The 21,091-nt window shown below is 31.6% G+C and carries 15 protein-coding genes; 3 read left to right on the top strand and 12 right to left on the bottom strand.

What is annotated here, in order from left to right; translation table 11 throughout:
* The first annotated feature begins 2 nt into the window (after positions 1-2).
* Complete coding sequence (gene nudC / locus AC0N0V_RS08090) at positions 3-782, top strand: NAD(+) diphosphatase (RefSeq protein WP_474463409.1); 780 nt, start codon at positions 3-5, stop codon at positions 780-782.
* Between the two features lie 132 nt (positions 783-914).
* Here the strand turns inward: nudC and AC0N0V_RS08085 are convergent, their stop codons facing one another.
* The 10 genes from AC0N0V_RS08085 to AC0N0V_RS08040 all read right to left on the bottom strand — a co-directional run bounded on the left by AC0N0V_RS08085 (position 915) and on the right by AC0N0V_RS08040 (position 11,222).
* Positions 915-1,172: a hypothetical protein gene (locus AC0N0V_RS08085; RefSeq protein WP_474463408.1), complete on the bottom strand. Its 258-nt coding sequence runs from the start codon at positions 1,170-1,172 to the stop codon at positions 915-917.
* A 420-nt stretch (positions 1,173-1,592) separates the two neighbouring features.
* On the bottom strand, positions 1,593-2,540 hold the full coding sequence (gene asrC / locus AC0N0V_RS08080; protein ID WP_474464486.1) for a sulfite reductase subunit C: 948 nt from the start codon (positions 2,538-2,540) through the stop codon (positions 1,593-1,595).
* Between the two features lie 23 nt (positions 2,541-2,563).
* Positions 2,564-3,355, bottom strand: coding sequence for an anaerobic sulfite reductase subunit AsrB (asrB, locus tag AC0N0V_RS08075; protein ID WP_474463406.1), 792 nt, complete (start codon positions 3,353-3,355; stop codon positions 2,564-2,566).
* A 3-nt stretch (positions 3,356-3,358) separates the two neighbouring features.
* On the bottom strand, positions 3,359-4,357 hold the full coding sequence (gene asrA / locus AC0N0V_RS08070; RefSeq protein WP_474463405.1) for an anaerobic sulfite reductase subunit AsrA: 999 nt from the start codon (positions 4,355-4,357) through the stop codon (positions 3,359-3,361).
* Positions 4,358-4,368: 11 nt separating this feature from the next.
* A complete protein-coding gene (locus tag AC0N0V_RS08065) occupies positions 4,369-5,172 on the bottom strand; it encodes a formate/nitrite transporter family protein (RefSeq protein WP_474463403.1) in 804 nt (267 codons plus the stop codon).
* 208 nt (positions 5,173-5,380) lie between these two features.
* Positions 5,381-5,782: a hypothetical protein gene (locus AC0N0V_RS08060; protein ID WP_474463401.1), complete on the bottom strand. Its 402-nt coding sequence runs from the start codon at positions 5,780-5,782 to the stop codon at positions 5,381-5,383.
* A 263-nt stretch (positions 5,783-6,045) separates the two neighbouring features.
* On the bottom strand, positions 6,046-6,735 hold the full coding sequence (locus AC0N0V_RS08055) for a Crp/Fnr family transcriptional regulator (RefSeq protein ID WP_474463399.1): 690 nt from the start codon (positions 6,733-6,735) through the stop codon (positions 6,046-6,048).
* Between the two features lie 91 nt (positions 6,736-6,826).
* On the bottom strand, positions 6,827-9,124 hold the full coding sequence (gene clpA, locus AC0N0V_RS08050) for an ATP-dependent Clp protease ATP-binding subunit ClpA (protein WP_474463397.1): 2,298 nt from the start codon (positions 9,122-9,124) through the stop codon (positions 6,827-6,829).
* A gap of 2 nt (positions 9,125-9,126) precedes the next feature.
* Complete coding sequence (locus tag AC0N0V_RS08045) at positions 9,127-9,426, bottom strand: ATP-dependent Clp protease adaptor ClpS (protein ID WP_474463395.1); 300 nt, start codon at positions 9,424-9,426, stop codon at positions 9,127-9,129.
* Positions 9,427-9,551: 125 nt separating this feature from the next.
* Positions 9,552-11,222 carry a LexA family protein gene (locus tag AC0N0V_RS08040; protein WP_474463393.1) on the bottom strand — a complete coding sequence of 557 codons (1,671 nt, stop codon included), beginning with the start codon at positions 11,220-11,222 and terminating at the stop codon, positions 9,552-9,554.
* Between the two features lie 375 nt (positions 11,223-11,597).
* Here AC0N0V_RS08040 and AC0N0V_RS08035 point away from each other — a divergent pair, with 375 nt between their 5' ends.
* Positions 11,598-13,523 carry an ABC-F family ATP-binding cassette domain-containing protein gene (locus AC0N0V_RS08035; RefSeq protein WP_474463391.1) on the top strand — a complete coding sequence of 642 codons (1,926 nt, stop codon included), beginning with the start codon at positions 11,598-11,600 and terminating at the stop codon, positions 13,521-13,523.
* A gap of 74 nt (positions 13,524-13,597) precedes the next feature.
* On the opposite strand, the gene AC0N0V_RS08030 is transcribed toward AC0N0V_RS08035, so the two are convergent.
* Complete coding sequence (locus AC0N0V_RS08030; RefSeq protein WP_474463389.1) at positions 13,598-14,095, bottom strand: superoxide dismutase family protein; 498 nt, start codon at positions 14,093-14,095, stop codon at positions 13,598-13,600.
* Between the two features lie 65 nt (positions 14,096-14,160).
* Positions 14,161-15,777 (bottom strand): ABC-F family ATP-binding cassette domain-containing protein, encoded by a 1,617-nt coding sequence (locus AC0N0V_RS08025; RefSeq protein ID WP_474463387.1) that lies wholly within the window; start codon positions 15,775-15,777, stop codon positions 14,161-14,163.
* Between the two features lie 321 nt (positions 15,778-16,098).
* Between AC0N0V_RS08025 and AC0N0V_RS08020 the strand changes: the two genes are divergently transcribed.
* Positions 16,099-20,958, top strand: a complete 4,860-nt coding sequence (locus AC0N0V_RS08020) for a nucleotidyl transferase family protein (RefSeq protein WP_474463385.1) — start codon at positions 16,099-16,101, stop codon at positions 20,956-20,958.
* Positions 20,959-21,091 lie beyond the last annotated feature (133 nt).

Genomic DNA, 21,091 nt, shown 5'->3' with positions numbered 1-21,091 from the left:
AAATGAATAATAGTAAAAAATATTTTATTTTTAAAGATAATAAATTATTAGTGAAAATAAAGGACGAAACAATATCAATAGTAACAGAACTAGATCTATGTAGTTTGAATATCTGCTCAGCTAATATAGATTTCCTGGCATCAAAAAATAATCAAGAATATTTTTTTGGTGAAATAGATAGCTTTCAGAACGTATCTTCAGAATTCCAACTGATGAATATACGTTTACTTATTACATCAATGGAGTTATCTCTTTTTAATTTAGCTGCAAAAGCTTTTCATCTAATTCATTGGAATAATACATATAAGTACTGCAGCAAATGTGGTACTTTGGTAAAAAATAAGGAAGATGAAAGAGCAAAAATCTGTCCTTCATGTGGATTTGTTAACTATCCAAGAATATCTCCAGCTATAATAACAGCCGTTGTCAGAGATAAAAAATTATTGCTAGCCCACAATGTTAACTTTCCTGATAAACGCTATAGTGTAATCGCTGGATTTGTTGAACCAGGTGAAACTTTTGAAGATTGCGTGGCTAGAGAAGTTTTTGAAGAGACTGGAATAGTGGTTAAAAGTATAAAATACTTTGGAAGCCAGCCATGGCCCTTCCCAGACTCCTTAATGGTGGCTTTCACCTGTGAATATAGTAGTGGTGAGATAAAAGTAGACGGAATTGAAATTGATGATGCTGGCTTCTATAGTGCAGAACAGTTACCTAATATACCACCCACCGGCAGCATTGCAAGAAATCTTATAGACTGGTTTTCTAATAACCATAGCTAATAGACTGACTTTCAGTTTTATTTCCTATTTATCCAAATATTACGCTCAATATTTAAGGATACATGTAGTTTTTTAAGCTGAAGTTTAAAAAACTACATGTATCCCTAATAATACTTGTATTTACTTTTTCCTTTAATATTCTATGACTTGTACACCATCTAGAACTTTATAATAAAGTCTCTTATCATGTTTTACAGATTGAATTAAATATTTCCACTTTTCATCAACTTCACTATTTTTAGTCGTACTCTGTAAAACCAATTCTGGTTCTTCACACTCTACTCCAGTTATAAGATTTAAATAATTTATTTTCTTTACTTCCTTATCAACGCTTACCTTAATTTTAAATCTTGGATCCTTTGCTAATCTACAAATACTTATGTTCTTCATATCTACTACTCCCTCCATCACCAAATTGTTAAAATAAATATAAGGAATTACATTTTCAATATATAGCTTCATATAATTACAAAAACATTTCTCTTAGTTATTTATCGTCTAAAATTTCTAAAAATTTATAGCTAATTTCATTTTTTTATCTAAAATGAATGTTTTTATTTAATTTATCAACTATTAAACCTTACATTTCTATTATAACTCAAATACACCATACTTTTGAATATTCAATTTATTTAATTCACAAACTATTAACAAATAAAAAATAGGATAAACAGTATTATATAACTGTTTATCCATAAGTAATCACTAAAATTCTATAATTTTAAATCTTCTCAACTATTGCTTATATCATTAGCAATCAAGTAGACCCTCGAACTGGCTAATTTCGAGGGTCATTTACTTAAATATTTACTACCAATTAATAGTTTCTTTCACTTCTGCCATGGGTCCTAAATTCACATCTTTTAATGCCCATTTCTTAAATTCTTGATATCCAGATCTATCAACCATATAACCAATGTGTTCTTTTCCTTCTGGAGCATCTTTATCAATGTACTCTTCTATATAATCGTAAGTATTCAGTATAATTTTAATGATGCTTTCCTCATCCACCCACTTAATGAAGTCTTGAGCAAGTCTAGGATTTTTCTTTCCTGTTCTACCCATTATAACTAATTTATAATACTTTTCAGAACTTCTTGTCCATGCACCTGTAGGACATTTGTTAACACATTCTCCACACCCTATACATTTATCATGATCTCTTACTACTTTAAAGTTTTCAAAGCTCAATGCACCAGTAGATCTTTTCTTACAGTTGTTAACACAGGCCTGACAGCTTATACATCTATATTTATCATATTGAGGTTCCGTCATTCCAAGTATTCCAAAGTCCTGCATTCTTGCCTTAATACAGTCATTAGGGCATCCTGTTAAAGCTACCTTAACATGACGATCATTAGGGAATATGGCCCTTTCTATTTTCATCGCAAACTCAGAAGTATCATAATTCGCAAAAGGACATACTTTATTTCCAATACAAGCTGACACGTTTCTTGTACCAGCTGATGCATATCCTGTATTTGGGTCTACTTGATTTATCTCTAACCCTTCTATTACAGGCTGAATCATATCATTTACTGCTTGCATATCTTTCATATTTATTCCAGGTATTTCAAAACCTTGTCTTATAGTTATATGCACTGTTCCATTTCCATATTGTTCTGCTACCTTTTGTAATATTTCAAAATGCTTAGCTTCCATGTGTCCACCTGGCACTCTTATTCTTATAGCAGTTTTTCCTCTTTCCTTTGTTACCCTAAAAGCATTCTTTTTAAGTTTTTTAGTATTCATATCCATAGTCATAATTCATTCCCCCCTTTTTAATCTACTAAATTCTTAGCTTTAGTATAATTAAATACTGGTCCTTCTAAGCAGATGTAAGTATCATCCATCTTGCAATGTCCGCATTTACCAACACCGCAACACATTTTTCTCTCATAAGAAACCCAAATATTTTCTTCTTTTATCCCTTTATTAATAAACTCTGCCACAGTAAATTTAAGCATTATTGGTGGTCCGACTATAACAACTTGTGCACTTTCAACATCTTCAATATTTAATTCCTTAACATAGTTCGTAATTAACCCTGTATTTCCTGTATATCCTTCTTCTGCTTTATCTACAGTTAAAGTTACATTAACAGTTTCACTCCACTTTTTAATATCTTCTCTGAACAAGATATCATCTGGAGATTTAAATCCCATTAAAACATTAAAATTCTTGCAATCATCTCTATGAGCTGCAAAATAATCTACTATACCCTTAACTGGTGCAAGCCCTGTTCCACCTGCAGCTACAATAATTTCTTTACCCTTATATAAATTTATGTCGAAACCGTTTCCATAAGGCCCTCTCATGAAAAGTATATCTCCTGGGAAAAAACTATGAATTACATCTGTAACCACACCAACACGTCTAATAGTTAAGTCTACCCATCCTTCACCTATACCACAAACAGAAATTGGAGCTTCACCATATTTAGGCACTGAAACTTCGAAGAATTGTCCAGGTTTTACTTCTCCACTAAACTCCATTCTAAAAGTGTAATCTACATCCGTATGTGGAGTTATACTAAGTATTTTGCTTGCGAATGGTAAATATATATTTTCCATTTACTACACCTCTTTCACTGCTTCATTTAATTTGTTTACACAATTTGAGAATGATATATATTGAGGACACACATCATCACATCTTCCGCAACCTACACACATATGATATCCAAATCTCTTATTAAAATCATAAACCTTGTGCATAACTTTAAATCTCATTCTGTCACCCTTATCTTTTCTAAAGCTATGTCCACCAGCCATATCAGTATAGCCATCAATTTGGCAAGAAGCCCAAACTCTTCTTCTCTCTCCAACTTTTCCATTATCTTTATAGAATATATCCTGCATTGTAAAACAGCTACATGTTCCACAAACCGCATTACATTTTCCACAAGCAATACATCTTTGTGAATACTCTTTCCAACCATCCCATTTAAATACATTTTGATCTAGGCCTTCTGGTATATTTACTTCTACTTCGTTTGATTCTATAAAGTTTGGAGTTACCTCCTCTTTCTTATCTTCTGCAAAGTATGTCTTAAAGCTTTCATCCTTGCATTCAACAAGCACTTGTCCCTCCTGTGCTCTTACAAACAAATCATACTCTTCAGTTTTATTACTTCCCATACTTACGCAAAAACAGTTTTCAAAACTTTTTTCACATTCCATAAGTACAAATTTAACTTTCTCTCTCAATTTCTTGTAGTACGGATCTTCAAATCCATTTTTTAAGTATATTTGATCTAATCTTCTTACAGCATGAATATCGCAGCTTCTTAAGAATATTAGAATTTTTTTATCATCAACTTTAGGTTCCGTTACACTATCTTCAGTAAAATAGAACAAGGTTTGAGTTATTGGAAGTATAACTTCCTTTGGTGAAAAGTTTGATTTTTTATCAAAAACTATTTCTTCTACAGTTTTGATTTGCTGATATCTAACTGTATCTGTATCTGAAAAAGCACCTTTACCCTTTAAAAGTACTGGAGCATATATTTTATACTCTTGTCCTATTGAATTTAAAAAACTATTGAACTTCTCATTATTCATTATAAAGCCCATTTTAACCCTCCTTATGCAATCTTATTATTTGTATTATTTATTTCATCTGTTCCTTTTTTAGAAACATACCAATAAGCAATTCCCACGAATAACATTCCACCAACAATATTTCCAAGAGTTACCGCTGCTAAATTGTACCCAAATCCACCTAATGTGACAGGCAACTTATGTGGAATCATTAAACCTATTGAAAGCAGTGTCATATTTGCTATACTGTGCTCAAAACCTGATGTTATGAAGGCAAATAAACACCAGAATACCATTATAAGTTTTGCTGCTTCATCTTTTAACTTAAAGAAACACCATACTGCTAAACAAACTAAAATATTACATAAAATTCCCCTTACAAAAAGTTCCACGAATGGTGCAGACATCTTCGCTGCAGAAGTTTTCAAAATAAACTCAGCTGTAGCGCCTTTCCATAATCCAGACGCAACAAAAAGTGCAGCTAGTATTACAGAACCTAAAAGGTTTCCAATCCAACTAAAAATCCATATATTCCAAACTGAACTCCATTTAACTTTTTTCTCTAAGGCTCCTATTGGCATAATCATGTTATTACCAGTAAATAATTCTGAACCAGCTGCTAAAACTAAGCTTAAGGCTATTCCGAAAGATGCACCCATTACAATTTTTGTAGCTGGTGATCCTACAGCCCCTAAAAGACCTCCAATGGTAAAAATAAGTATAATTCCAAATCCTACAAACATACCTGCTAGTGCAGAAGCAACTAAATATTTACCCTTACTTCTCTTAAACAAAGCTGACTTATTTACTGCTGCCGAACTTAGCTTGCTAATTTCTTCACTGAACATTTTATCAACTCTCCTTTTAACTATTCATCGATCATCTTCGTTATACATTTAACATAACATATCTCAAAAAAAAATAATGTGATATTTATCACGTTTGATAAAAAACTTATAAAATCACAAGAAAAAACTGTCACTTTTTGTCGTGACAGTTTTTTCTTTCCTAACTTAATTTATTCGATAGCTATCTACTCTAATAATTCTCCGCACCCTATTTATCCTTTTCTATTTCTTCATATTTAACGTCCTTTAAATACTTATCCGCTTTATTTTCTGCCCTTTCTTCATCTTCATCATTACCAATATCATGGATATTGACTCCAAGAGTGCTGAACATGTTTTTTAAAGTATTATTAGCAAATGCACCTATTTCTTCAAACAATTCTCCAACATCTTTCGACTTGGAAACGTAAACATCGATTTCTCCATTACAAAGATTTTTCACAATCTTATCAATCACAAACTCATTATTCTCGTTATCTGGTGGAATAATTACATCTCCAGTTTGCAAACTTAAGTACAATGGGCTATTACCATTCATTCCTACAAGTAATTCTTCATAGCTATCCTCTTCATCCTCTGATTGCATATAAAAATTTACTACAATGTTCATCTAAAACTCCTCCATATTCACACTATGCTTATATTATATTAATTAAAGTGTTAATATGTGAGCATAAATAAAACACTTTGTAACTTGTTTAAAAGGCTTTTATTTGAATGCACTAATAATTGTTATTTCTTGTTCTTTGTATTATCTCTCCAAAAAAGCATTGCATATCCAAGTAATTTTTCTACTTAGGTATGCAATGCTTTTTTCAGTTTTTAGCTAAAATGCTTATAAATTAGATGAATCGCTAATTAACCTTCAATCCTCTATTTTCCCCTAAAGTAAATAGATAACTCCTTAGGGTCTCTAACTATTATTTTCTTCCCTATTATTTTAATCATGCCTTTTTTTTCGAAACCATTTACACATCTTGAAATAGTTTCCCTTGTACTTCCAAGCATATCTGCTAAATAAGTTATACTAATATTTATATTTATTAAAGTGCCGCCCTCAGTTTCTACCCCATAATCTTTAGATAGTTTCCATAGCTTTGCTGCAACCTTCTTATCTAATTTAAGTGGTACAGTGTTTTTTAACTGCCTGTATAGTCTTCTAATTTTCCTCGCCATTGAATCTATTATTCTCTTTGTAAGATTAAAATCTCCAGCCATAATTTCTAATAAGTCTTTTCTTTGAAAATACAATATATAGGTTTCCTCAAATGCTTCACAATTTATAGACGCAGCCAGCTCATCAAAGATAACCTCATTTATAAGCTCACCATCATTTAAAATATAAATAACTCTCTTTTGACCTTCTTCTGAGCTTCTAAACATAGTTACTTTTCCTTTTAGAATTAGATATATTTTATCTACCTCTTGCCTCTCGTGGAAAAGTACTTCTCCTTTACTAAGCTTTAGTTTTGATGATTTGGATAATAGCAGTTCTAAAGTTGACTTATCTAATTTATCAAATAAAGGTATCTTAATAAAATCCTGTTCTGTTACTTTATTCATTGTTCCAACTCCTCTAAAGCTTAAATCTTAAATTTGAAATAATTACTCATTGATAAGACTCCAACTTTTCTAAGTCAGAGTCTTCAATTTTTCAGCTTATGTCTATTGTGATCTTGCTATCCTTAATATCTACTATATAAATCCCATTACAGTCCTTATCACCAAACAAAACCTGGTCCACGAAATAAGGCTTAATTTCGTGCTGAACAATTCTTATTATTTCTCTTGCTCCATACTCTAATGACAATCCCTTTTTAGCTAGCCATTCATAACATCTATCAGTAACTTCAATTTTTATACCTTTTTCTAAAAGCTTTTTCTCAAATTCTGATATTGCCTTTTTAGCTACAAGCGTTGCCATGCTTTCATCCATTCTATTAAATACAACTATATCATCAAGTCTATTTCTAAACTCTGGAGAAAAGACCCTCTCTACCTCTTCAGCAATTACTCCTTCATTATTTATTCTTTCACCAAAGCCCATTAAAGCTTTACCTACGGACCTTGCCCCAGCATTAGATGTCATTATAAGTATAACATTTCTAAAATCTGTTTTCTTTCCTGTACTATCTGTAAGGGTAGCATAGTCCATTAATTGAAGTAGTATATTTAAAACATCTGGATGAACTTTTTCAATCTCGTCGAGTAACAAAACACAATAAGGATTCTTTTTAACAGCATCAGTTAATAGTCCACCTTCCTCATAACCAACATATCCAGGAGGCGCCCCAACAAGCCTTGCAACACTGTGCTTTTCTTGATATTCGCTCATATCAAATCTTATTAAAGGTATATTTAATTTCTTTGATAGCTGCTTAGAAATTTCTGTTTTTCCTACCCCGGTAGGTCCAACAAATAGCAAGTTTGCTACTGTTTTGTTTTCATCATTAAAACCAGCACGAGATTTTTTTATAGAACGAACCAAAATTTCAACAGCCTTATCCTGACCAAATATCTTTTCCTTTAAATTCTTTTCTAAATTCTTTAGAATATCTGTTTCACTCACAGATACACTTTGCTCCGGTATCCTTGCCATAGAGGAAATTATCTTTTCTATGTCCTTTGCTTCAATAATCACAGCCTTATTATTCTCTGATTGAAGCTTAGCATAAGCTCCAGCCTCATCCATTACATCAATAGCTTTATCTGGAAGGTATCTATCATTTATATACTTAGCGGAAAGCTCTACAGCAACCTTTAATGCCTCATCTGTGTATTTTACATTATGGAACTTTTCGTAGTTTTCTTTAAGTCCAATTAAAATATTATAAGCATCCTCTACACTTGGTTCTGGAACTTCTATTTTTTGGAATCTTCTAGATAAAGCCTTATCTTTTTCAAAAATCTTTTTGTATTCGTCATATGTTGTAGATCCTATAAATTTTATTTTTCCCTTTGTTAAAAAAGGCTTTAAAATATTTGATGCATCCATAGACCCACCGGAAACTGATCCAGCCCCAATTATAGTATGAATTTCGTCAATATATACAATAGGTTTTTCCTCTTTTTCTATCTTCTTGAGTAATTTTTTAATTCTCTCTTCAAAGTCTCCTCGATATTTAGTTCCTGCAAGCAATGCACCCATGTCAAGTGAATATATCTTACTTTTTTGAAGTGACTTTGGCACCTTATTTAACACAATTAATCTTGCTAAACCTTCAGTAATAGCTGTTTTTCCCACTCCTGGTTCACCTACATGAATAGGATTATTTTTAAGCCTTCTTGATAAAACTTGTATAGTTCTCTGCAGTATATCTTCTCTACTAATTAAAGGATCAACCTCTCCATTCCCTGCCTTTTCTGTAAGGTCCACAGCATAATCCATTAGGTTTGTTCTTTCTTTCTTTTTCATTTCAAATTCTTCTAAATGCTCTTCGTCTTCTTCCATAAACTTTTTAAACTCTTCGAATTCCTCATCCTCGTCATATGCTTCAAAATTATCATCTTCAAGGTAATATGACTCCTCTTCATATAATCCATGAGTAATATAATTCAAGATGTCTATTCTTTTAATCCCTTGCTTTTTTAGAAAATAACTAGCAAAACTTTGTTCCTGATCATAAATAGCTACAAATATGTCTCCTAGCTTTATTACGCTTTTTTCTGCTGCTAGAACGTGTTCCCCTGCTGATGTAATTATATTTTGAAGTCCTTTAGTCTCAAGGGGCTCAACACCTAATGCAGTATCTACATTTTCATGGAAATATCTAACTAGATCACTTTTTACTTCTTCTATATCTCCACCACAGTGCTCTATGATATCTCTCCCCTCACTAAAAAATAGTGAAGCGTATAAGATATGCTCTGGAGTAAAATACTCATGATTAGAATATTTCGCTTCATTATAAGCTGCAGTGATAACTTCATTTACTGTTCTATCTAACCTCATCTCTATTCCTCTTCCATACTAAATTTTAGTGGAAATCCACTTTTTTCAGCCATAGTCATTGCCTGTATAGTTTTTGTTGAAGCTATGTCGTAGGAATATACCCCCGCTACTCCTATACCCTTTTTATGTACGTCATACATGATTTGTGTAGCTTCAATTACTGACCTTTTAAATACTTTTACAAGTACTTCAACAACAAATTCCATCGTTGTATAATCATCATTATGAACTAGTACCTTAAACATTTTAGGTCTACTTACTTTAATTTTTATTTCTTCTTTTATAATAGTTTTTTGAGACATTCTAACAACTCCAAAGTTTAAAAATTAAGTTTTAATCTAATACATACTTAATATATTCATTTATAATAAAGTATAATCTAAAATCTTAGTACTTTTATATTTTTACCAACGGTTATTTATAAGTTTTAAATTAAATTTTTTTGTTTTACTACTCCAACTGCTACCCCTATAACACCAACCTCATTATCAGTAACTTCTATAGGACTGTATTTTTCATTTTCAGGCATAAGCACTATTCTACCCTTACCTATTTGCAGCCTCTTTAAGGTAGCGCTTCCATCTAAGTCTACAGCCACAATATCATTATTTTGAGCAGTAGATTGCTTACGAATTACTACGCAGTCTCCATCCTCAATGCTGGCCTCTATCATACTATCACCTTTAACCTTTAGTATGAAGCAATCCTTTATTCCCTTTAGCCAATAATTAGGTATAAAAAAGTCACCCTGAACATCTGGATTGATTAATATTGGCTCTCCAGCAGCTATATCACTAAAAATAGTTAACTCTCTTAGCTCATCACTGTTATATATATCTTCGCTATCTTCATTCTTAACTATAATTTCTGATATATTATTTAAATCCCTCGAAAACTGAAATTTTCTATTGTGCCTTAGATCACAGTACTCAAAGCTTTCTATAAATACTGAACTCTTCTTATCCATTTCGATCGTCCCTTTATCCATGTATTTCTCTTCAATGTCTTCACATAATAATAGTTTATTTGCCGATTCTTCACTAGCATTTAGGTACCCTGTGCCAATTTCACTATACTTTAATTGTTCCTCTAATTTTATATTTGAATCAGCAATAGCTCTTTTATAAATAGTCCTGTTCTTTTCATATTCGCTTTCCCTCAGTCTCTTATCAGAAACATAGCTTTTAGTTAATGAATATTTTTTAATATTCTCTTCTAAATTTAAGCTAGAAAATTTGCGTCCTTTTATAATCCAACCATTTTCATTTAAATATCCATCCCTATTTACAATCAGCATTATATTAGAATATGTCTTTTTACTACATAATGCGTCTAAAAAGTCTAATTGAACTTTAGTTAAGTTTTGGCTGTCATCTACTATTATGTGTGTGTATTTTTCTATATTATTTTTAGCATATTTAGTTGCAAGTAATATTATATCTCTAGCATCAATCAACTTTTTTTCACTTAGTATTTTATTATATAAAACCATAAGATTAAAGATAGCTTCTCTAGCCATAGAATTCTTTAAAAGCCTTTGAGGACCTTTCCCTTTGATTACTTTTCTTCCTACTCTATCTGAATTTTGATAACAATTCAGATCCAAATAACTACAATCCTTAATCCAATTTATTTCCTCTATAAAAAAATCAATATATTTTTTATCTAGTATTTTCACATGTTTATAGATTTTTTTTATTTCCTCTATGCACTCCAAGATAACCGCTTTCTTATCATTATCTGAAATAAGTTCACTATTAACCTTATCATTACTTTTATATTTCAAAAAATAACTATATACGATATTATCAATAGTTTCAAGGTGTACCTTGTCCACTTGATTCGAAAATAGAGTTATAAGCTCTGTCTGACTCTCTTCTTCTGTCATATGGAGAATTTCCTTTATATAGTGAAGATGCTTATCATTTTGTGCTATCATTAAAACTTTATCAGTTTCATACAAACAATAGTTATCCTTTAAATAAACACTTCTATTTACTGCTATAGTTGTCTTTCCGGAACCTTCTGCCCCTCTTACTAAGTTATAACCTAAAACCTTGCTATGAATTATTCTCTTTTGTGCTGCATCTAAATTCATTCTTTCACCTCCAAACAGAACTAACAATCTCATCTTTATATTATAACCTAAATTACTCAAATGTGGTTATAATTTTTCATAATTGAATTGTATTATTTATTAGGTAACTTACTACCATAAGATTTCGAAGTAGAGCTTTAACTTATACGCTAGAATATGCTACCAATTCCTACCCATTAATAAATACTTTTAATAAGTTCAAAGTATTTAAATGTACTTTCATAATTACTAGCATATCCTTCTGAACAAGTTAATTTTAAAACTAGAAACTCTATATATAGTTGAAAAAATGCTTATATAACAATATACTTAATAGTAGATTTTATATTTTAAATTTTACTAATGAATACGAGTCAGAAAGGATAAGTGAACCTAATGAATTTAATATCTTTAGAAAATATATATAAAAGTTATGGAGAAAGAATGTTACTAGACAACATATCTCTTTCCATAAGCGAAGGAGAAAAAATAGGTCTTATCGGAATAAATGGTACAGGTAAATCTACACTACTTAAAATTGTTGCAGGTGTAGAAACTTATGATAGTGGTAATATAATTACTGCCAATAAGCTAACAACAAATTTTCTATCTCAGTTAACTAATTTTGATGAAGATGCTACAGTGCTGGAACAAGTCTTTAAGGGAGATTCTCCAGTGATGAAGCTTTTAAGAGAGTATGAAAGCATAACAAATGCACTAGAAAAATATCCCGAGGATTCAGACCTGCAAAGAAAGCTTTTAGATTTGACTCCGAAAATGGACGGATTAAATGCATGGCAGATAGAAAGCGATGCTAAAACTATACTCACTAAACTTAGCATCTTAGATTTTGAAGCCAAAGTAGGAACCCTTTCTGGTGGTCAGAAAAAGAGAATAGCCTTAGCACAGGCACTAATAACTCCTGCTGATTTACTTATATTAGATGAACCAACTAACCACATTGATAATGATACTGTTGTATGGCTTGAACAATATTTAAACAGTAGAAAAGGTGCCCTACTTATGATTACCCACGATAGATACTTCCTAGATAGAGTAACAAACAGAATACTGGAACTTCATGCAGGAAAATTGTATAGCTATAGTGGGAACTACAGTATATTTTTAGAGAAAAAACTCGAACGTGAAGAATTAGAAAGAGCAATTGAAAGTAAACGTGAAAATCTTTACCGTAAAGAACTAGCATGGATTCAAAGAGGTGCAAAAGCTAGAACTACTAAACAAAAAGCAAGAATTGATAGATTTGAAGAACTAGCAAATAGTAAAGTAGAGCAAATCGAGGATAAGGTTCAGATGTCTTCAGCAAGCACAAGACTTGGAAAAAAGGTAATAGAGCTTAATAATATCTCTATGAGCTTTGGTGATAAAAAAATAGCAGAAAATTTCAGTTATATTTTTTCTAAAAATGACAGACTAGGAATAGTTGGTCCTAATGGTGTCGGAAAATCAACCCTTCTTAATATATTTACAGGAAAAACTAATCCTGATAGTGGAAATGTAGACATCGGTGAGACGGTAAAAATAGGTTATTTTTCACAAGAAAATGAAGAGATGGATGAAAACCTTAGGGTTATCCAATACATAAAAGAAGCTGGTGAATTCCTAAAAGCATCAGATGGTGAAACTATTAGTGCGGCTAAAATGCTTGAAAGATTCTTATTTAATCCTGAAATGCAGTGGACTCCTATTTCTAAGTTATCTGGCGGAGAAAAGAGAAGATTATATCTTCTTAGAGTTCTTATGGAAGCACCAAATGTATTAATCCTAGACGAACCGACTAACGATTTAGATATTCAGACTTTAACAATATTAGAGGATTACTTAGACAGTTTCGAAGGAACTGTGATCACAGTTTCTCATGATAGATACTTCTTAGATAAAATTGTAGAAAAACTTCTTATCCTTGATGGTTCAGGAGAAATAAAACACCATACAGGGAACTATTCTGAGTATGTCGAAAAGTATGGTCTTATAGTCAAAAAACAAGAAGATGAAAAGAAGAATAACTTAAAAAAAGAGGAAAAAGCTTTCGACAAAGAGGAAAAAAAGAAAAACAAAGCTTTAAAATTCTCTTATAAAGAGCAGAAGGAATTTGATGAAATAGATAATGTAATTGCAGAAACCGAAAGCAAAATTTCTGAATTAGATAATAAGATAAATTCAGCTGGAAGTGATTTTGAGTTACTACAAAAGCTTTTAGCAGAAAAGGAAGAATTAACAAATAAACTAGATAATTTATATGAAAGATGGACCTATCTGAATGAATTAGCTGAAAGGATTGAATCACAAAAATTATCCTAATAAAGTTAAAAGTTAAGCTCCTCTATTCTGCACAAAAGTATAGAATAGAGGAGCTTAATTCTTATATCAAATTCTTAATAACAATACATACGTGGCATTGGTTCAGGAACAGCAGTAAAAGCTTTTATAACTCCACAACCTAACCTTTTACCTGAATTACCAGCTGGCTGTGTACGGTAATCATCTGGATTTTCATGAATTACCACAGTCTTTCCTACTATATCTGAAACTCTAAACTTGTTTGTAAAAAACATCATTCTGGCGTAGCCATTATTAGAAAAAAGTACTGGAAAATCCCCAGCATGATTCCCATGCGGCTGATTTGTTGGGTTCCAGTGTCCACCAGCAGCTGCAAATGGGTTCTTAGGATCTCCTACCGCACAACTTCCCATATCATGTATATGAAATCCATGAGGACCAATAGGTGATGCATTTGCAATACCAGCCTTATATTTAGGAAGTCCCCTAACCTCCACAGACACATCTACCCCACCAGCAACATCTCTAAAATACACCACCCCAACAAGATTCGGTGCCAAACTACCTCCACGAATCTGAGCTACAGCAATCACATAGCATACCCCCATATTTTATTCCACTAATATAGTATGCTAAGTGCATTTATTTGGTGATAGTTTTACTTATACATCTCCTCAAGTTGCTTTTGAATATCAGCATTTTCAAGATATTCATCGTAGCTCATTTGTCTATCAATTATTCCCATTGGAGTAATTTCTATAATTCTATTTGCAACAGTTTGAACAAACTGATGATCATGTGATGTAAAGAGTATTGTTCCACTGAAGTTAATTAACCCATTATTTACAGCTGTTATAGATTCAAGATCAAGGTGGTTAGTTGGCTCATCAAGAAGTAAAACATTTGCACCACTTAGCATCATTCTTGAAAGCATACAACGAACTTTTTCTCCTCCAGAAAGTACATTTGCATTCTTAAGAGCTTCTTCTCCTGAGAAAAGCATTCTTCCAAGGAATCCTCTTATAAAGCTTTCAGATTTTTCATCTGAGAACTGACGAAGCCAGTCAACTAGGCTTAAATCCACACCCTCGAAGAACTTTGTATTATCCTTAGGGAAGTATGCTTGTGATGTAGTTACTCCCCATTTATAACTTCCACTATCGGCTTCTAGTTCACCCATTAATATTTGGAATAAAGTAGTTTTAGCTATTTCATTTGCTCCTGCAAAGGCAATTTTATCACCTTTATTTACTATAAAGCTTACGTTATCTAAAACTTTTACGCCATCAATTGTTTTAGTTAAACCATCAACTGTAAGTAGATCATTTCCTGCTTCTCTGTCTGGATTAAATCCAACAAATGGGTACTTACGTGAAGATGGCTTTATATCATCTAAAGTTATCTTCTCTAACTGCTTTTTACGTGATGTAGCCTGCTTTGATTTTGAAGCGTTAGCACTAAATCTAGCAACGAAAGCTTCTAGCTCTTTTATCTTCTCTTCTTTTTTCTTATTTTGATCCTTAGCCATTTGAAGCGCTAATTGGCTTGATTCATACCAGAAATCATAGTTACCCACATACATTTGTACTTTACTGAAATCAATATCCACCATATGAGTACAAATCTTATTTAGGAAGTGTCTATCGTGGGATACTACTATTACTGTATTTTCGAAATCTGCTAAAAAGTTTTCAAGCCACTGAATAGATTTTACATCCAAATGGTTTGTCGGCTCGTCTAGTAATAGTATATCAGGTTTTCCAAATAAAGCTTGAGCAAGTAATACCCTTACCTTTTCTGAACCGTCTAGATCCTTCATTAATTTATCTTGAAGATCTACACCTATTCCAAGTCCCATTAATAACGCAGCTGCTTCTGACTCAGCTTCCCAACCATTAAGGTCAGCAAACTCACCTTCAAGCTCAGATGCCTTTATTCCATCTTCATCTGTAAAGTCTGGCTTTGCATAAAGGGCATCCTTTTCTTTCATTATAGAATATAATCTTTGGTGACCCATTATTACTGTCTCAAGGACTGGATACTCATCAAATTCAAAGTGATCTTGCTTTAAAACAGCTAATCTCTCTCCTGGTGTAATTATAACTTCTCCAGTATTAGGTTCAACATCTCCAGAAAGTATCTTTAAAAAAGTAGATTTTCCTGCACCATTAGCCCCAATTACTCCATAACAATTTCCTGGTGTAAATTTTATGTTAACATCTTCAAATAATTTACGCCCACCGTATCTTAAACTTATATTACTTGTGCTTATCATATTGTATAACTCCTCCATCATTGTTTATATATTTTTTCACCAGCAGACAAAGTATAGGCTTAGCCTAAGTTTGTAGCTACTGTATAGTAATCTCTAAAACTTTTAATCTAGATACAATAATGCTTTTAACTAAAATAAAAATCTTTATTTTTACCGTCGAAATCACCCGAATATTATACCATACTAAGATAAGTTAAGCTATATTTTTATAGTAACACTTTTAACTTATTTCCATTTTGTTGGTTCTTTTTTCCTATGCACCCTTTTAAAATATATATAAAAGGTTTATAATTTTCTGTAAATATACATAAGGAGGTATCCATGAATAGTATATCATTCGTTGAAATATATAATAAGATAGTAAGAAAATTAACTAGTGTAAAATGGCTTCAAAAATGGGATTTGGATAGAGATTATGTACATTCTCATATTAGAACCAAGGCATTTACAGATATTCTAAGTAATCTGATAGATAATAAAGATTTCTCCGCCAAAGGAGCCTTTTATTTATGCAAGGATTTGCTAGATGGATTGGTAGGTAAGGAGTCCCCTTCTGATTGGATAAATTATATATACGAATATACTTTAAATAAAAACTTTCCAGAGGCTTCTTCTATAACCTTTACGGGGAAACTAACTGGTCCCTGCGAACTTTATCTTAGAATACTTAGAGTGTTATGTGACGCTGAAAAAAATTCCCTAGAGGTCAGCTTTCAGAGTCGCTATCCTATGAATTTTTTGACCTTAGAGGAAGAAAATGAACTAGAACATCCTGAAGAATATCGCAAATTTGTAAAAGCTTTTTATGATAATTATACCTATGAGATGATGAAAATAAACGGTGAACTAATGGGATATAACACTTTAGATCATGTGTGCGGCGTACATTATCTATCCCTTTATATCGCTCGTCAACTCAAAATTTTAGGTGTTACAGTTGATTTGGGAAGGGTTTCCGGTGCCGCTGCAGGTCATGATATAGGAAAGTATGGTTGTAAAGGCATAGAACTAAAAAGAGTTCCTCACTTGCACTACTACTATACTGATAAATGGTTCCAAAAATATAATATAAATTATATTAGAAACATTGCTATAAACCATTCCACCTGGGATTTAGAACTTGAGAATTTATCTCTTGAATCTTTACTTTTGATTTATTCTGATTTTAGAGTAAAAAATGAATTTATTAATGGAACACCTGAGATGAAACTATTTTCCCTCCAAGACTCCTTTTATGTAATTTTAAGTAAACTTGAAAATGTTGATGAAGAAAAGAGCAAAAGATACAAAAGAGTTTACTCAAAATTAAAAGATTTTGAAGAATTCATTCTAAATCTTGGTGCAGATATTGAGCCTAAAAAGAAATTTTCTCTTATGAAAAAGGCAAATAGGAACTACACCTTATTACAAGGAAATGACATAGTTGAAAACTTAAAATATCTTTCAATAAATCATAATATAAATCTAATGTATCAGCTTCGTGATGAATACTCACTTGATGCAATACTAGATCAGGCACGAAGTGAAACTGATTGGAAGAATTTACGTGAATATATTAGAATCTTTCAAGAGTACTCCACTTACCTTACTCAGCAGCAAAAACTGCAAACTATTAAATTCTTGTATGAAAACCTTATTCATCCTGAAGATGATATAAGAAGGCATTGTGCTGAACTTATAGGAAGTTTAATTGCTATTTTTGATGAGGATTATAGAAAAGAAATTCCTCAAAATGTAGAGCTACCACCTCCTTTAATTAGCAGCCTGGAGCTGCTAAAAGAATACTTTGATTTAATGCTGTGTCCAGGACATAAAATAATAGCTTCACATAGATTTAACATAGGATACAGCATAAATATAATGATAAACTCTCTTTTTCTTAATTGCAGAGAACCTCTAATAAAGTACTATAGAGATGGAATTTTGGATTATTACAGTAATAAAAGCTACAGAACTACAGAATGTGAATTGTTTTTACTAGAAACAGCCAAATATATACCCTTACTCCCTTATGAAGAGAACCTTGAGTCTGTTCTTTCTTATGTTTTTTCTAGACTTAAGAAAAGAAGTAGTATTATAAGATTACAAACCCTTGAAACTATTTTATCTATTATTTATAAACTTCCTGAAAATCATAAATTTATAGAAAGCTTAAAAAATCACTTTAGTTCTATTACAACTAAGAGTAAGATTCCTGCTGAAAATCTATTACTTCTTAAGATAAATATAGCTTTAAATCTAGCAACAAATATAACTATATTTAAACTTTATTGCGAATTAAATCAGAAAACTGTTACAGATATATTTTTAAGTAACCTAAAAACTGCTACTGACTGGATAAGAAAGAGAAATCAAATAGAACTTCTTTTAGATTACGCATTACAAAATCGTCAGTCTAATGGCCTTCATACTGCCATTCACTTCTGTAACCTACTAAAGGTTAGTGCTATAGAGAGTGTACGAAATAGAGCTGGAAGGGCAGTTCTAGAACTTATGCCAAGACTTACTTTGGCGGAAAGAAATGAAGTAGCAGTTGAGCTAATTAGAGCACTTGAAATTGAAGGCAATAAGTTTACTGAATATATACCAAGATATACCGGCCAGGCTATTTTATGGCTTCAACCTAAAGAACTAGATGAGATTATTGATGATTCTATAGTAAAAATTAAAACCTCGAATACTAATTTAAAATCTTTAATTCTTAAAACTATTGGCATAACAATATCAAATTATGAGTCTTACAGAACAAGATTTGAGGAGAGTGAGACTGAGTACTCTAATAGATTAAAAAAGATGCTTGGAATTCTTTTAAATGGTCTTGGAAACTATAAATCTCAGGTTAAACAATCTGCCTTCAGCGTTATTGGAAAAGAATTATTTGGAAGCTCAATCCATGATTTTCAAAGAAAGGAATCTATTTTCAAGTTAATAGCAAAGAAAGTTCTTACACTTATTACAGCCAACGATAATCAAGAACTTTTATTTTTAACTAGGTCTGCTAGCTTAAATCACATTTATAGATTTATTTCAGATTTCACCTTTTTTCATGGTGGTATTGATATACCTATACCATCAAAAATTGCATTTTTCCCTGGTACTTTTGATCCCTTTTCAATAAGTCATAAGGAGATTGCAAAATATGTGGAAAACCTAGGTTTTGAGGTCTACTTGGCAATAGATGAGTTTTCTTGGTCTAAGAAAACCCTTCCAAGTCTTTTGAGAAAGAATATAGTTAATATGTCCATTGCAGATGAATTAAAGATGTATATATACCCTGACATGTATCCAATTAATATTGCAAATGAGAAAGACTTAAAAGTCTTGAGAGACAATTTTCCATCCTCTGAAGTATATATTTCAGTTGGTAGTGATGTCATAGCTAATGCCTCTAGTTATAAAACGTCAAAAACAGAAAATTCAATTCACAGCTTTTCTCATATAGTATTTGAGAGAGGAAAAAACAAAAAATTTGAGACTACTGTGAAAAACATAGATGGGGATGTTCTGGTATTAACTTTGACATCTAAATACTCAGAAATAAGTTCTACACAAATTAGAAATAATATTGATGAGAATAGGGATATCTCAAGTCTCGTTGATCCAATGGCACAGCAATATATATATGAGAATGGATTTTATCAAAGGGAATCTCAGGATAAATCACTAATTAAGTCCCTGTTGCTTGATATAGAAGTTGTAGAAGACTTTGCAGAAGATACGATAGATAGGATATCTAAATCCTTTCCTGAACTTGATAATAGCTTTAAAGATACTTTAAGAGATATATCCTTAAAACCATCTCCTAGAATTGTATTCCTAAAAAATACTAATAATAATCAAATTTTAGGTTTCTCGGTTTTTCACTGGATTCGTTCATCCATGTTATATGATGAGTTTAAAAATTCATCAGTATCTCAATATATCCGTGAAAAAAGTATGGGTAGAATAATTTTAATTGATGGTATTTTCATGCGAAACTCGGAAAAGTCCAAAGAATTTGAGCAATTACTGTTAAATGAGACTTTATCTATGTGCGTTTCTAAAGACTATGAATATGGTATTTATAAAAATGTCTTTGGCATAAAACATTACTCCGAAAATATATATAATTTATTAAAACTTCATGGTTTTATAAAAGTACCTTTTTGTGATGACAACAATCCTGTTTACGCTGTTAATATGAATACACCTTGCATACTAAATTTAGATATACAAAATATAATCAAAGAGCCTTTTAGAAGCGATCCTAGAGTAAAATTGGTTTTGGCAAACTCTAGAAGAAAATTACTAGAGTCAATAACAAAACTTTATCCTGGTGAACTGATTTTATCTTTTGACATAAACTTTGTACACCAATCTATGATAAGAAAGATTTGCAGTGAAAATGATGTGTCAACCGAAACTTTAGTTCCAAAAAAATTGGGAGATGCTATGTGTATACCCTATGGGGATATATTGGATAGATATGTTATACCAAATACCGTAACTAAAGCCCTACACACTGAAAAATTATTCAATCCAGATATGAAAAAGTTTAGAATTGCTGAGTTCCCACATTATCTTGACCTAAAAACTCAAGTAAGGATGATGAAGTCTTTTAACAGACCAGTAATCTTAGTAGACAACTTGCTTCACAAAGGCTATAGAATAAAAGCCTTAGACCCTATTTTCAAGAATGAGGATATAAAGATACAAAAAATAATAGTTGGAGTTCTTTCTGGAAGAGGAAAAGATTTGATGGATATGCAGAACAGAGAAGTAGACGGTGTATATTTTATACCAAGGCTTAAAATATGGTTTAATGAAAATTCTCTATATCCATTTATAGGTGGAGATGCTGTTTGGCGTGGTGCTTACCCTGAAAGAAACTTATTGCCTTCTATAAATTTAATTTTACCTTATACTTATCCTGCATTTATTAGAGGTGCCTCTAAATCAGCCATCTATAATTTATCTAGAACCTGTATAGAGAATGCTATTGATATTTTAGAGGTTATTGAGGATGAATATCACATTATTCATGAAAAGAATTTAAATTTATATTCTCTTGGTCAGGTGTTTACTATACCTAGATGTCCTGACTTAGGTAAAAATGTAGATTATAATTTAAATTTGAGTGCGTCTAGTTATTTAAGGAATGAATTGGAGATGTTAACTAGGATGAATCATGCATTTGAATAACGAGAATATGGCTTGATAGTTACTTTAAATACCGATGTATATAGTCAATTCTTCGATACTGTTAACTGTCTTCAAGCATTCTAAAGCTTGTAAATTCGCAAAACCTAAGAAATCTTGCTAACTCGCTGACGCT

It is taken from the genome of Clostridium sp. CS1-1 (assembly GCF_056135525.1).
The sequence above is the reverse complement of the archived record's forward strand: the minus strand, read 5'-3'. Positions and strand labels throughout refer to the sequence as shown.

Bases quoted from the DNA above. Each gene is read 5' to 3' on its own strand.
- nudC (WP_474463409.1), top strand. From the start codon at position 3: ATGAATAATAGTAAAAAATATTTTATTTTTAAAGATAATAAATTATTA.
- AC0N0V_RS08085 (WP_474463408.1), bottom strand. From the start codon at position 1,172: ATGAAGAACATAAGTATTTGTAGATTAGCAAAGGATCCAAGATTTAAA.
- asrC (WP_474464486.1), bottom strand. From the start codon at position 2,540: ATGGATATGAATACTAAAAAACTTAAAAAGAATGCTTTTAGGGTAACA.
- asrB (WP_474463406.1), bottom strand. From the start codon at position 3,355: ATGGAAAATATATATTTACCATTCGCAAGCAAAATACTTAGTATAACT.
- asrA (WP_474463405.1), bottom strand. From the start codon at position 4,357: ATGGGCTTTATAATGAATAATGAGAAGTTCAATAGTTTTTTAAATTCA.
- AC0N0V_RS08065 (WP_474463403.1), bottom strand. From the start codon at position 5,172: ATGTTCAGTGAAGAAATTAGCAAGCTAAGTTCGGCAGCAGTAAATAAG.
- AC0N0V_RS08060 (WP_474463401.1), bottom strand. From the start codon at position 5,782: ATGAACATTGTAGTAAATTTTTATATGCAATCAGAGGATGAAGAGGAT.
- AC0N0V_RS08055 (WP_474463399.1), bottom strand. From the start codon at position 6,735: ATGAATAAAGTAACAGAACAGGATTTTATTAAGATACCTTTATTTGAT.
- clpA (WP_474463397.1), bottom strand. From the start codon at position 9,124: ATGAGGTTAGATAGAACAGTAAATGAAGTTATCACTGCAGCTTATAAT.
- AC0N0V_RS08045 (WP_474463395.1), bottom strand. From the start codon at position 9,426: ATGTCTCAAAAAACTATTATAAAAGAAGAAATAAAAATTAAAGTAAGT.
- AC0N0V_RS08040 (WP_474463393.1), bottom strand. From the start codon at position 11,222: ATGAATTTAGATGCAGCACAAAAGAGAATAATTCATAGCAAGGTTTTA.
- AC0N0V_RS08035 (WP_474463391.1), top strand. From the start codon at position 11,598: ATGAATTTAATATCTTTAGAAAATATATATAAAAGTTATGGAGAAAGA.
- AC0N0V_RS08025 (WP_474463387.1), bottom strand. From the start codon at position 15,777: ATGATAAGCACAAGTAATATAAGTTTAAGATACGGTGGGCGTAAATTA.
- AC0N0V_RS08020 (WP_474463385.1), top strand. From the start codon at position 16,099: ATGAATAGTATATCATTCGTTGAAATATATAATAAGATAGTAAGAAAA.